Genomic DNA, 14237 nt, shown 5'->3' on the forward strand with positions numbered 1-14237 from the left:
GCGATGAGATCCCTACCAGCTTTACATTTTTAATTTTTAATTTTTAATTTCAATTATCCTCCCTCCCCTTGAAAAAGCATAGACGAAAACTTGCTGTGTTACTCATCATTTGCATGAGTACACTCTTTTTTTCGCAATGCCTTAACCGGCAGTCGGAAGTTAATGATGTCCGGTCAAATGGTTATGCCGGTTCGGAAACCTGTGTAAGTTGCCACCGGAATTTTACAGCGTCTTATGCTGCAACGGCACACCACAACTCCACCTCACCTGCCTCCAAACAAACCATTAAAGGCAGTTTTGAAACCGACTCAAATGTTTATGCTTATAAGCCCAATTTAAAGGTGCAGATGGAAGAACGCGACAGCCGTTTGTTACAGGTGGCTTACCTTGACGGCCGGGAAAAACAATCGGCTCCTTTCGATATTGTTGTTGGTTCGGGCAGAAAAGCACAAACTTTTTTGTATTGGATCGACGACCAGATCTACCAATTACCGGTATCGTATTTTGTGAAGGCCAGAGCCTGGGTGAACAGTCCAAACTACCCGGCAGACAAAGTCCGGTTCGACAGAAATGTACCCATTGGTTGCTTTGAATGCCATGGCTCTTATATCAAGAGAACCTCCGTTGAAGTGGTGAACAACAGGCTCAGCGATCACTTCGACAAGAACTCCATCCTCTATGGCATTGACTGCGAAAGGTGCCATGGTCCCGCAGCAAAACACGTAGCTTACCAGCAACAGCACCCCGACGAGAAAAAAGCAAAATACATTGCCAGCTTTGCATCGCTTTCAAGAGAAGATCAGCTCAACATGTGCTCCGTTTGTCATTCGGGCTTACACGACACCAAACAAACAACATTCTTTTTTCGCCCGGGCGCAAAGCTTTCGGCATTTATTCACCCCGATACCACAACGGTAAGTCTTGCGGACATCGATGTTCATGGCAACCAGCTTCAACTCTTAAAATCAAGTGAGTGCTTTATCAAAAGCAATACCCTCAACTGCTCCACTTGCCACAACACGCACGTAAACGAGCGCGACGATCCCGCGTTGTTTTCAAAGCGCTGTATGAGTTGCCATCAACCTGACCAGGATCACTTTTGTAAAATGGCAGAAAAAGTGGGCCCGTCGATTGTGAACAACTGTATCGATTGCCATATGCCGACAAAGGAATCTAAACTAATTACCCTCCGTTCACAGGGACAAACCAAACCTACACCCAACCTTGTTCGCACGCATTATATTGCCGTTTACCCCGACGAAACAAAACGATTCTTAAAGGATCGTGACCGATAATATCCGGTCGCCCATTTCGAGTTTATTAACTACGTCCATACCTGCTACCACTTCGCCCCACACCGTATATCCGTAATCGTTCCATGGTGTTGGTCGCAACATGATGGACCAATGTGAAGTCTCTGTGTCACGGCCCGATGAAGCCATGTTTACCGTTCTTTCGCCATGCGGGCGAAAGTTATACTCCGAACGTATTTTAACACTGGTAAGACTATCAAAAGGGGGTGATGGGGTGCCGCCGGTTTGATTAACAAAATTCGGTATCACGCGATAAAACATCAATTCATTGATCGCACCCGATTTTACGAGGTGAAGAAAGTGGGTTACCGTAAAAGGGGCTTCCTCCACAAACAAGCGGATCGTATAATTTCCACGGTCGGTTGCGATCCGTATTTTCTGGTCAACAGGAATAGCAACGATTTCTTTCCAATCAAATGTTTTGTAAACAGGTTTCGGCGCACTTGTCTGCCGTTCGGGTTCTCTTTTAAAACCAGCCCGGTAGGCTGCCAATGCATTATCCAAATCAGCAACAACAGTTTGGTATGGATCACTGGCCCACCTGGCGCGTGCAGTCTTTAAAAAGGTGCTGTCTTTTACAACCTGGGCCAGACGTTCGCCGGAGTTCGCCAGCGACTTTGCAGCCAGACTTACCAGGTATTTATTAGACGACTGGATAGCTGTTACCAGGAATTTTGCGTATCGCGTTATGGAGTCAGGTGGTAGATTGCTGCCAGCGTACAACCTCCTGATCGGGTTGAAAAGTGCCTGGCTAACCTCGCGATCTGTTTCCGTATATGCAGCCGTAGTTAGATAGGAATAGTTGGTTGGATCTGTTGCAAGCGCAGTTGCCAGTAGTATTTTCTCATGCCTAAGTTTCGATGCGGAATAGCTTTTTTTCATCAACTCGCTTACAGGCTTTTTATCTGTGGCAACTGCAAACGCGGCTTCCAATAGGATCGTTCTTACCCGCCAGTTTTTCTCATTACTGGCATGATCCATCAATGCTTGTGCCTGTTCAGCGACTTTGTTAGCCGTAAAATATTCGGCAGCGGTAATCCGAACACTGATGTGTTCGTTGGAGGCTAACTTTTGAAATGCAAGTTGCGTTACTTCGGGAGTATTGTATTGCTTTAGTACCGCAAGTGCATCAACCCGAACCCGGTAATCCTTTGCTGTATCTGCTACTGCAATCAGGGCTCGTTGCGCTGCTCCTGTCTTTACGTTTCTTAGTGCCCGTAATATGCCCATACGAACATTGGCAGATGGGTCATGTAGCACTACATCAATGATGGCTTTTTCGTAACCTGCAACAGGAGCAGCAGAGAAGTAATACGCTGCTGCATGACGGACCGCCTCTGGTTGTTGTGGCAATAAAAATGCCCCCATGATCTCGTCCCCGGTTTTATGATATGCTTTCCTGATCGCAGCACGATACAAGGCCCGGGCAAGTCCTTCTTTATCCTCCTGGCCAACCGGTTTATAGCTGCATAAAAAGTTCACCGCTTCGGTATTGGCACACCTGCCCAGTGCTTCCAGCTCAACACGTTTAACTTTTACAGACTGCTCACTCCCGATCGCCGTAATCAGTCCTGAAACCGTAAGAGGTGTTTTCATTTGTCCCAACGCAAAGGCTGCATTTATCCTGACGTCTGCGTTGGCATCGTTTAACAGCAATAAAAGATCTGGGATGGCTGTACTATCCTGTATTGAACTGAATTGTAGGGCTGCCTCTTTGCGATACACCGGGTTATTATGCTTGAAGTACGCCACAACAGCGTTGGTTAAACGATTGTATCCATGCGAATAAATCTGCTGCAATATGGGATCACGAAATTTGTTTACGGCACGCTTTTGAGCAACAGCCGGCAGCGACAAGCTGGTAAGACTAAGAAGAAGGAAAATGTTATTCATAAGAAGATTTATAATGCAAAATGTAAAAGTCAGGTATCATCGCGAACTGGATCAGCCATGGTACTTCATTCCACATTCGTTATGTAATCACCAATACATGTCTCATAGTAACCGCAACCATAAACCACAACTCTTGAACGAGCGTCGCCCGTCCGGGTGGGCAAGCAAGAATTGACATGGAACAAATGGCGGCAACTAAAAATGCGAAGGTGAACTTAGAAGTCAACTGGCATTAGGAAATAGCCGGATCTTGATCTCATTCATCGTCTTGCATCCATGCTCTCATTATTCAACCCCTTCAGGGTTGTGGAGAACAGATTTGATTTGTTTCCCGGATTTCATCCGGGGCTATTTACATGCAACCCCTTCAGGGTTGAACTTCCAAGTAAAATACCATCATCTACGACTGCCTATTCTTTTAACGAAAGCCCCTACTCTGTATCGGTTTATAAAGCGCAACAGATTTTTCTTGTAACAATTATCATATAACATTCAACACCACATAATCCACTTTTAATGCTTAACGCAGAACTCTTAACTGTTCTCATACAACATTCAACATAGCATAAACTACTCTTAATTTTTACCTCATAACTCATAACTGTATTCATACAACATTTAGCATACAACATTCAACATAGAATAACCCACCCTTAATTCTGAATTCATAACTCTTAACTGTATTCGTACAACATTCAACATAACTAAAACTACTCTCAATTCTTCACTCATAACTCTTAACTGTATTCATTCAACATTTAGCATACAACATCTAACATAAAATAAACTACTCTCAATTCTTAACTCATAATTCTTAAGTCCCTACAGCTTCACTTCCATCTTCTCCCCTTTGTATTCCACCCATCGCGTTGGCGTATTCTGGCGCTGACCAGCTATCAATTGAACATTGAATGCGCGGTTGATCTTTTGTCCCCTTGTGTTTGCAGGTTCAATGGTCAGCAACCTGGTTTGATCGTTCCACGCAAAATGAATGGTTGACCCTGGCAGCTTTTCATAATCGAGTGTGTTGCCATCGTCTTCATACAATTCGTAAGTTCCATTTGCACCTGCATATACGCGCAAGGTTGCCGTGTCAGTCGTGGGCTCGTCAACGTATTGCCGTACCGGGTCCATCGGAATGATCGAGCCCGCCACAACGTACAGCGGCATCGTCGACAATTCCACATACCGGGATATCCATTGGTTGCCCTGGTACTTGCGGTTGGACCAGAAGTCGTACCAGGCGCCTTCGGGCAGGTATACTTCTTTCATCGTCCTCCCTTTTTCAGTCACTGGCGCAACCAGGAAGTTGCGTCCCCACAGGTACTGCGACCTAATCCTTAGTGCTACACTATCATCCGGATAATGCATCCATAGGGGTCGCATCAGCGGCAGGCTCTTGTCGTAGTTTTCCCTTGCTGCAGTATAGTTATACGGCAGTAACTGGTAACGCAGCTCAAGAAACTTTTTGCAAATGGGTTCTACCTGTGGATTGTACAACTGGGTGGTATCAAGACCTGCACCCGGACTTAGCGAAACTTCGTTTGGCCCGATGGCGCGGTTGCTCCATCCCCATGGATGGTGCAGCTTCCACTGCCTGCCATGCGATCGAAAGAGGGGTGAAAACGTTGCAAACTGGAACCAACGGGTATAGAGTTCGCCTGTGAATTCCCGTGTTGCCACGAAGCCACCGATATCACTGCCCCAATATGGTGATACGCCAAGCCCGGCGTTCAAACCGAGTTGCACGTGTGCATCAAGTGTTGACCAAAGTGAAAAGCAATCGCCCGACCAGTTCCAGCTGCCATAGCGATGCATGCCCGCATAACCGGTGCGGTGTAAAGCAAATGGACGAAGGTTGGGCTTGTCCATCAACTGGCCCTCGCGATAAATCATATGCCTTGTAAGGCGCGAAGCAATGGGCAATTCGTCGCCGTCGTCGGGCCACCAGCCATCAATTTTTTTATTCACCGGTTGATGCCATCGCCAGTAATTAAAGGCATAATCCCGGCCCGTATCTGTTGCAGAAGGTGCCATCACTCCATGGAGTGTTCGCGGGGTATTGTTAACGTGCAGGATAACTTTGAAGTGCTGCTCCTGCAATTGTTTTATCATCTGGTCAGGCTTATCAAAAGTCTTTGGGTTAAAGTCCATGTTTGCATGCCCCATGTTCCAGCCTGTTGGAGCGTAACCCGTGCCGAGATAGATCATGACATCAGCGGGTATTTTTTTGTCGCGGAATGTTTTTGCTTCCTGCAGTATACTATCGGGGCTCTCGAGCGTACGATGGCTTTGCATATAACCTAGTGCCCATTTGGGTGGCATAGGAGCCTTGCCGGTCAACCGGGTGTAATGTTGCATGATCGCAGGAGTAGAGTCGTTGTAGCTGATAAAGACATCAAGCGGCAGTGCCTTTTCCGTGGGCAGCGCCGGACTGGGGCGGGGTATGAAGTGGCCGGTTGTACCGGTTCGTAAATCAAATGCGGCTTTGTAAGGAAGGTGGAAAAACAAGGACCATTTTTCAACCGGGTTGATGAGTAGCGGAATGGGTATTCTTGACCCATAAATCTGGGATTCGTTTGCAGGCACCCCTTCCTGCATTTCGTCGTACGTGCCCCTGCGATCATATCGTTGTCCACCCGAGCCGAGCCCGTATAGCGGTCCATTACCGGATGTGAAATGAACGTTGCCATTAGCAGTGTCGATGGCAAACTGTTGAAACAATTTTCCCCGTTTAAAAAAAGACAGCTTAAGTGGTGATGGAGAAAAGGTGACACTGATGTTCTGCAATTTGAACTGCCGTGCTGCACTTAACTGGGTTGTTTTTACGTCCGGCGTTTGCCAGCGGTCTTCAATTACCAGGTCTGTTGTTAATGGTTCGGGTTGTTTTGCCGCGTTTAATGGAAGCAACGTAAACCGTACCGTGTTTGGTGAAACCGAAGTCAGCGAAAGTTGTACCGGCTGACCAGCAACAGTGATTTGCCGCTGCGCATCAACATTCCCTATACCGCAAGAAAGCAGCACCAGCCCCAAAATCGTAAATGGCAACTTGAGTCGATAGGATTTTTTCATAACGAGGTATTTGTGCAGCAAGCAAAGCGGACCATTGCTAAAAGTAATTATTGCATGGTTGATTACGGGCTGAATAGGACTAACCATTTTTAAGCAACAGTAGCCTGATTTTAACCATAACAAGGGTCCTGTCATCCCGACTGGGAAGGAGTCTGATCGCAATAAAATGTTTGTCAGGGATTCCTTCTTAGTCGGAACGACAGAAGTTTACGTCTCATCTCCCATCACTCATCTCTCATCACTCTCAACGGGATTCCTCTTCGCCGGAATGACAAAAAGTTCACGTCTCATCTCCCATCACTCATCTCTCATAACTCTCAACGGGATTCCTCTTCGTCGCAATGACAAAAAGTTCACGTCTCATCTCCCATCACTCATTTCTCATCACCATCAACGGGATTCCTCTTCGTCGCAATGACAAAAAGTTCACGTCTCATCACTCATCTCTCATATCTCATCACTAGTAACGGGATCCCCCGTGCCTCGGAATGACCGCCGTTCCCGGGAAAAAATCCATAATTTCATCGGCTAAAATGATTGCATGAAACTTTCCTATTTATCATACCTGCTGGTGGCTATTGTAGCTTCGTGCAGCTTCAAAACGGGTCCGACACGGGCACAGGCCAAAGCCGGTAAAACCGACATTGTTACCGGTGCAGAAAAAACAAACGAATACCTCCCTTACCTCAAGGGAAAACGCGTTGGCATACTTGCAAATCCCACTACCATCATCGGTACAAGACACCTGGTGGACAGCATGCTCGCAACAGGGATCAATATTGTAAAAGTGTTTGGCCCCGAACACGGTTTCAGGGGTCGCGCAAGTGCGGGTGTTCGGGTAAGCGATGAAAAGGACTCCGCAACAGGCGTAAAGGTGATCTCGCTTTACGGGCCTAAACGCAAGCCCAGCAAAGAAGACCTGGCCGATGTCGACGTCATGATCTTCGACGTACAGGATGTAGGCTGCCGGTTTTATACTTACATCAATGTGCTTAGCTATATCATGGAGTCGTGCGCAGAAAATAATAAGGAACTCATTGTTCTCGACCGTCCAAATCCAAACGGCTACCTGGTCGACGGACCCATACTCGACATGCGATTGAAGTCGGGTATCGGCATTTTCCCCATTCCTATCGCACACGGAATGACCATCGCCGAGTTTGCGCAGATGATCAACGGCGAGGGATGGCTGCCCAATAAAATGACCTGTAAACTCAGGATCGTTAAGCTGGCCAACTACAACCACGATAAACCATATACCCTTCCGGTAAAACCATCCCCAAACCTGAATACGCAACAAAGCATCATGCTGTACCCTTCTACCTGCCTGTTTGAAGGCACGATCCTGAACCATGGCCGGGGCACGCAGTTTCCATTTACCGTTTTAGGCAGTCCATTGCTGAAAGACAAATACGCGTTTTCGTATACACCCGTAAGCATACCCGGCATGAGCGAAACACCCCTGCATATGAACCAGGTTTGTTACGGGCTCGACTTAAGAGACTACGACATCTCAAAACTGCGCGCGTCAAAAAGAATCAACATACAATGGATGATCGACCTGTATAATGCTTACCCGATTAAGGAAAAGTTTTTTGACCGTACACAAAGCAAAGAGATGGGCAACATAGACGGACTTGCAGGAAGCTCCGAATTCAGGCAGCAAATCATGTCGGGTAAATCGGTTAAAGAAATCCAGGACTCGTGGGAGCCCGGTCTGTCGCAATACAAAACCATGCGGAAGAAGTACATGCTTTACGACTAGTCGGGATTATTTTGGATGTTATATGTTGAATGTTGAATTGGTGCGGTTACATTTAGAAGCATTTTTTTGGACCGAACCTTAGGATTTCTATTGAACATCGTTGCGTCGCACTCGTGTACGGCAGTTTCGTTGCGCAGCGATGCATGACCATCAAAGCTTATAACGGCCTTGAATGTTGATGCGGGTCCATAAGAAAGAGAAATGAAGGTTAAGACACGAGGAAAGATCTTTTTAATGCATGCACAAGGTGAGGAATACTGATCAGTTGATAGCTAATATGTTTATCTTCTAATACCGAAGTAGTCAAGCTATACTATAGCGTTTAACATGCAGCTGCCTTTAGGTAATCAACTCAAGGACCATGTTTGAAGTGCCGTGACTCATTTTGCCTCGCATTCATTTAACATTCAGCATACAACATTCAACATAACCACTACTCCCCTTCCGGTACGAGCACCGCGACCCATCCACCGCCTGGCATCAGGTTCATCGTGATGTTGTCGCCACGTTGCACGGCTTGAGAACTGATCGTATAATCCGCCGCATGGTTGTCGGCATTGATCCCATCAGCAACAACACGCATATTGTACTTCCTGTTGTCGAGAAACGACAGGGCTGCTGTAACATCCCGCTTTTCAAAATCAGTCATTGCACCAATATACCAGCGCGCGCCGTGTTTACGGGCGACAGCTACGTATTGCCCGGCCTTTGCCTGAAGCGCAATGGTGGTATCCCAGGTAGTAGGTATGCCGGAGATAAAACGGGTAAAGGTGCTATCCTGTAAATAATTCGACGGGTTGTCGCAGAGCATCTGTAAAGGGCTCTCATACACCACGTACATGGCAGCCTGGTGCGCCCTTGTACCCATGCTCATCGGCTCGGTGTATACAATGCGAAAATTTTCCTTTGATGCATTAATCATCGCGCCGGGCGTATAGTCCATTGGTCCTGCGGTCATACGCGTGAATGGGAGCGTAACATTGTGTTTTGGGGTGATGTTGGCTTCCCACTTGTTGTTTTCCGCACCACGCACGCCTTCATACGAAATCACGTTCGGGTACTTGCGGTTTAAACCAACAGGTTTGTAAGCGCCATGCAGGTCGAGCAGCAACTTTCTTTTGGCAGTAGCCACTGCTGCCCGCTCGTAAAAGTTCACCATGTACTGATCTGCCCTTGCCATGAAGTCGACCTTGGTTCCTTTTACACCCCATTTTACAAACTGGTCGAGGATGTTGTCCATATCCTTATCCAGCGGGTTCCATAAACTCCAGAGTATGATGCCTACGTTTTTTGTATTGCCGTAACGAACAAGTTCCGGTATGTCAATCTCAGGTCTTGCTTGCAGCACATTGGTCGTTGTGAGCGACCAACCTTCGTCGAGTATGACGTACTCGAGACCAAATTTGGATGCGAAGTCGATATAGTATTTATAGGTTTCGGTATTAAGGCCGGCTTTAAAGTTCACACCATAAATGTTGTTGGCATTCCACCAATCCCAGGCGACTTTACCGGGTTTGATCCAGGAAACATCGGTTAACACAGACGGTGTTGCGAGTTTATAGGTCAGGTTATTTTCAAGGATCTTCTTATCGTCGTTGGTGATGCTTACGGTACGCCAGGGAAAGGTGCGGGTACCTGCAGTTTCAGCAATAAAGTCTTCAAGGGCAGTAATGGTATTGGAACGGTCGCCACGTGGGCGCATGGATTTGATCACCTTTGGAAAACCGGCCGTAACTCCGTTGCCACTTGTTCCAAACAGGAACATGTTGGGATAGTCATACAGGTCTGCTTCACTGATCAGCACTCTTGTTCCCGAAGGAGCAGTAAGCAACATGGGGAGGTTGCCATGTTGCCGGTTGTTAAATGCAGCAATGGTGCTGTCCTTAAAAAGGTTTTCAAAGTGGGATTGAAACGCGGTGTCGGTTTCTGTTGGCCAGAACACCTGGAAGTTGTCGCTGAAGTTGTAGTTACAGGTTTCTGATACCACCTTGATCTTTGGTTCCCTGAAGCGGGTTTCAAAGCGGTACACAGCACCATCATCGTAAGCACGAAAGCGGATGCTATAATCTTCTTTAAAGGTTAACAACAGCTCGTTGTATTGCGACCTGATGTTCCGGCTTTTTACCGGCACAACAGCGGTGATCATTTCGTTTTTAGAGGACCTCTTTTCCTGCTGCACTTTTGCGCCGGCTGCAGGTATTACAGCATTGGAAAGCACCATGCTGATCTCACCGGGCTTGAGCAACACATTGCCATCATAAGCAACCGACCAGGTTAGCTTATTACCTGTACTTACGGTGATTTCCGTGTGTTTGTCGGGCGACTGGAGCCGGTAATCTTTGGCCGAAACGCCTGAAGTAAATATCAGCAATACAAGAGCAGCAATTAGTTTTTGCATGAAGGTTTGGTTGGTAGTATGATTGGTGGTGATAAGCAAATCAAAGTCTATGAAGAAACAAAAATCAAATCAATTTTTGTGACGACGCCGACATTAAGATGCCCGTTTAAAATTGGATACAGGTCAATTCAATGTGTATTGATTCAACAAAGTTGCGTAATGAACCTACAGTACAAGAGTGCGACCCGCCAACGCGTTGGGGGCAAGCTGCAACGATGACGAGCAATGACCAAATGCCGGGAGCCACAAGAAAGTCACCCATAGCATTGGATCCCAGGTTCGGTCTGCCATTGCGTCTATTCTCCTGATCATTACCATGTTTTTTGTTTCGTTATTCAACCCCTTCAGGGTTGTAAAAACGATATGGTATTCGTACCCCGGATTTCATCCGGGGCTATTTAAAGGCAACCCCTCCGGGGTTGAAAAACAAAGCACGTTTCGCAAACTACCTTTACACATTTCATTTACTTCAAGAGCCAACGAGGTACCATTCACACAATACAACAGCAAAACACGGTAACTCATAACACTTAATTCATTACTCTTAACTTCTCTCTTCATTTAGCATACAACATAGATTTTATCGCCCTCCCCCGGGGTTGAAAAACATCCAGCCCTAATCAATAATAACGTCTGTCATCTTCTTTATTCAACCCCTTCAGGATTGTAAAAACGATATGGTATTCGTACCCCGGATTTCATCCGGCGCTATTTAAGGGCAACCCCATCGGGGTTGAAAAACATCCAGCCTGACCAACAAAAACGTCTGCCGTTTTTTTCATTCAACCCCTTCAGGGTTGCAAAAACGATATGGTATTTGTACCCCGGATTTCATCCGGCGCTATTTAAAGGCAACCCCTCCGGGGTTGAAAAACAAAGCACGTTTCGCAAACTACCTTTACACATTTCATTTACTTCAAGGGCCAACGAGGTACCATTCACACAATACAACAGCAAAACACGGTAACTCATAACACTTAATTCATAACTCTTAGCTTCTCTCTTCATTTAGCATACAACATAGATTTTATCGCCCTCCCCCGGGGTTGAAAAACATCCAGCCCTAATCAACTATAACGTCTGTCATCTCTTTTATTCAAATCCTTCAGGGTCGTAAAAACGATGTGGTATTCGTACCCCGGATTTCATCCGGCGCTATTTAAGGGCAACCCCATCGGGGTTGAAAAACATCCAGCCCTAATCAATAATAACGTCTGTCATCTTCTTTATTCAACCCCTTCAGGATTGTAAAAACGATATGATATTCGTACCCCGGATTCATCCGCGGCTATTTAAGGGCAACCCCTTCAGGGTTGAAAAACCAAACCACGAATTCGCAAACGATCTCTACACATTTCATTTACTTCAAGAGCCAACGAGGTACCATTCACACAATACAACAGCAAAACACGGGCAACTCATATGGCTTAATCGATAACTCAGAACTGTTCCCGCAACACCACGTTAAATTCATAATTCTTAATTCATAACTCATAATTTCTCTCTTCATTCAACATTTATCATACAACATCTAACATAATCCTTCTACCTTCCTCCGCCCGGGCAATGCTCCCTTAAGAATGATGTATACAATTGTTGCAGATGGCTATACGTGCCTTCACCTTCCCTGATGCCGTGGGTACGGTTTGGATAACTCATCATCTGGAATTGTTTGCCATGTTTTACCAGTTCGTTGATGAGCATTTCTGTACCCTGGTAGTGAACATTATCGTCGCCGGTGCCATGAATCACCAGCAGGTTGCCCCGAAGATTTTTTGCATGGGTGATGGGTGATCCTTTTACGTAATCCTGCATGGTCTCTTTCGGTAGCCCCATATACCTTTCCTGGTAGATGTTATCGTACAATAACTGGTTGGCAACTGGCGCAATGGCAATACCGGTCTTATAAATTTCAGGGTATTGAAACAACAGGTTGAGGGTGGTAGAACCGCCACCACTCCATCCTGAAACCGCGATGCGACTGGTATCAACCCAGGGCCACTGCATGATCTTTTTTGCACCCATTGCCTGGTCGCGGATATTTACCGCACCGATGTTGCGATAAATGGCTTTGCGCCATGCAGCACCTTTTGGTGATGGTGTACCCCGACCATCAAGGCTGATGTAGATATAACCATCGCCCGCAAAGTCGCCGGCGTACAAACCGTTATTGCCACCACCTGCAACATCTTTTACAGTAGCACTCGCAGGCTCGGCATATACCGTAAACAATACAGGATACTTTTTTGTGCTGTCGAAATTTTTAGGCTTTACCATCCAGCCATCGAGTGTGATATTGTCGTCGGTTGTTACCTGGAACATTTCGACGTTTGGGGCACCACTTGCACCAGCGCCACTCCGGCGGGTGGTTGCGGCAGCGTTGGTCTTGAATGCCTCATGCGAAGGCAGCCGGACCCAATCAGAAGCCCTTTCGTTTTTGATGTTGCTAAACGTGTGGGTAGCGAACTGACCATCGGGCGAAATGGAGTAATTGTGTGTACCCTTCTGTGCTGCGGGCGACAATAACTCCGCCTGCCCGCTTCCGGTTAAAGCAATACGATACAGGTAGGATTGGGTAGCGTTATCAGGCGAAGCCATAAAATAGGCATAACCACCTTTTTCGTCGATGGCCTGCATACTAATGATATCGTATTTGCCATTGGTGATCAGGGTTTCTTTTCCATTGCGGTCGAGCTTGTACAAATGTCGCCAGCCGTCTTTTTCGGAGACCCATAAAAACGTCTTTCCGCCCTCAAGCCATTCCCAACCGTCATTGGGATCTATCCATGCGTTGTTGGTTTCCGTATAGATTGGTTTAGCGACCCCTGTAGCAGCGTTACAGAAAAAGATTTTGGCTTCGTTTTGTTTGCGATTGAGTTGTTCCAATACCAACTCGGTATTGTTTGCGGCCCATTCCATACGTGGAATATAATGCTGTCTTGGATCACCCGGAACCGCCATCCACTTTGTTTTAGCGGAAGCAACGTTTACCACGCCCACCTTGCAAGGTGATGGATCTTCGCCCGCCTTGGGGTACTCAACAGGTACGGTAAAAGAGTAAACGGAATCGGTATTATTGATCAGCAGAAAGTTCCTGATTTTGCGCGCATCGATCTGCCAGTACGCAATGTTTTTACTATCGGGGCTCCAACGAAAGCCGTCGCGGCAATCGAACTCTTCTTCATACGCCCAGTCAAAAGTTCCATTGATCAAGCGGTCAGTTCCATCGGTGGTAAGGGCTGTAATCTTGTTTGTTGCAAGGTCCTCGACGAAGATGTTGTGACCACTAACATACGCTGCCTTTTTACTATCCGGCGAAATTTTTGCAAACATCAAAGATGATTCGGGTTTGCCTTTCCCCAGTTGTTTCAGCGAGCCGGAGGCAATATCGAGCACCCAGTAATCACCCCGGGTGTCTTGCCGCCATACGCGTTTGGTGTTGGTATAAATAAGTACTTTCTTCTTATCGGCACTAAATGAAAAACTCCGCACCGCAAGGGCATCTTTCTGCCCGGCCGGCACCAGTTTGCTATTTTCGAGCACGACCTTTTTTGTTAAGGCGGGAAGTTCGTACTGTACAATATCGTTCGACTCAATGGCATAATAACTGTTACCGTCGTCGGCCCAGTTGACGCCACGCTGGGCGTTAAGTATGCCGATAGAAAACACCAGGTTTACAACAACTACTAATCGCAAAAAACGGCTCATGTTAATCATAATATTTTATTGTCTTGCAAGGCAATTTACAGGAAATACCCGCATTGCACAGTGGGTTTAGTGCAATCATTTACGGCAC

6 protein-coding genes are annotated in these 14237 nt (G+C 46.6%); 2 read left to right on the top strand and 4 right to left on the bottom strand.

Features of this window, described 5'->3' with window-relative positions; genetic code table 11:
- Window positions 1–113: 113 nt before the first annotated feature.
- Window positions 114–1295, top strand: coding sequence for a hypothetical protein (locus EXU57_RS10940; RefSeq protein WP_133268238.1), 1182 nt, complete (start codon window positions 114–116; stop codon window positions 1293–1295).
- Here the strand turns inward: EXU57_RS10940 and EXU57_RS10945 are convergent.
- Both EXU57_RS10945 and EXU57_RS10950 read right to left on the bottom strand, forming a co-directional pair.
- On the bottom strand, window positions 1275–3206 hold the full coding sequence (locus EXU57_RS10945; protein ID WP_133268239.1) for a peptidylprolyl isomerase: 1932 nt from the start codon (window positions 3204–3206) through the stop codon (window positions 1275–1277). The genes EXU57_RS10940 and EXU57_RS10945 overlap by 21 nt on opposite strands.
- Before the next feature lie 822 nt (window positions 3207–4028).
- Window positions 4029–6278 carry a TIM-barrel domain-containing protein gene (locus tag EXU57_RS10950; RefSeq protein WP_165958105.1) on the bottom strand — a complete coding sequence of 750 codons (2250 nt, stop codon included), beginning with the start codon at window positions 6276–6278 and terminating at the stop codon, window positions 4029–4031.
- 541 nt (window positions 6279–6819) lie between these two features.
- Between EXU57_RS10950 and EXU57_RS10955 the strand changes: the two genes are divergently transcribed.
- Window positions 6820–8043: an exo-beta-N-acetylmuramidase NamZ domain-containing protein gene (locus EXU57_RS10955; RefSeq protein WP_133268241.1), complete on the top strand. Its 1224-nt coding sequence runs from the start codon at window positions 6820–6822 to the stop codon at window positions 8041–8043.
- A 433-nt stretch (window positions 8044–8476) separates the two neighbouring features.
- On the opposite strand, the gene EXU57_RS10960 is transcribed toward EXU57_RS10955, so the two are convergent.
- Window positions 8477–10441 (bottom strand): glycoside hydrolase family 97 protein, encoded by a 1965-nt coding sequence (locus EXU57_RS10960; RefSeq protein ID WP_133268242.1) that lies wholly within the window; start codon window positions 10439–10441, stop codon window positions 8477–8479.
- Between the two features lie 1545 nt (window positions 10442–11986).
- Window positions 11987–14149, bottom strand: coding sequence for a S9 family peptidase (locus tag EXU57_RS10965; protein ID WP_207955459.1), 2163 nt, complete (start codon window positions 14147–14149; stop codon window positions 11987–11989).
- Between the last annotated feature and the right edge of the window lie 88 nt (window positions 14150–14237).

Source organism: Segetibacter sp. 3557_3, from assembly GCF_004354985.1.
GTDB lineage: Bacteria > Bacteroidota > Bacteroidia > Chitinophagales > Chitinophagaceae > Segetibacter.

Excerpts from the sequence above, each read along its gene's own strand:
- EXU57_RS10955 (WP_133268241.1), top strand. The coding sequence starts at position 6,820 with ATGAAACTTTCCTATTTATCATACCTGCTGGTGGCTATTGTAGCTTCG.
- EXU57_RS10940 (WP_133268238.1), top strand. The coding sequence starts at position 114 with ATGAGTACACTCTTTTTTTCGCAATGCCTTAACCGGCAGTCGGAAGTT.
- EXU57_RS10965 (WP_207955459.1), bottom strand. The coding sequence starts at position 14,149 with ATGAGCCGTTTTTTGCGATTAGTAGTTGTTGTAAACCTGGTGTTTTCT.
- EXU57_RS10945 (WP_133268239.1), bottom strand. The coding sequence starts at position 3,206 with ATGAATAACATTTTCCTTCTTCTTAGTCTTACCAGCTTGTCGCTGCCG.
- EXU57_RS10950 (WP_165958105.1), bottom strand. The coding sequence starts at position 6,278 with ATGAAAAAATCCTATCGACTCAAGTTGCCATTTACGATTTTGGGGCTG.
- EXU57_RS10960 (WP_133268242.1), bottom strand. The coding sequence starts at position 10,441 with ATGCAAAAACTAATTGCTGCTCTTGTATTGCTGATATTTACTTCAGGC.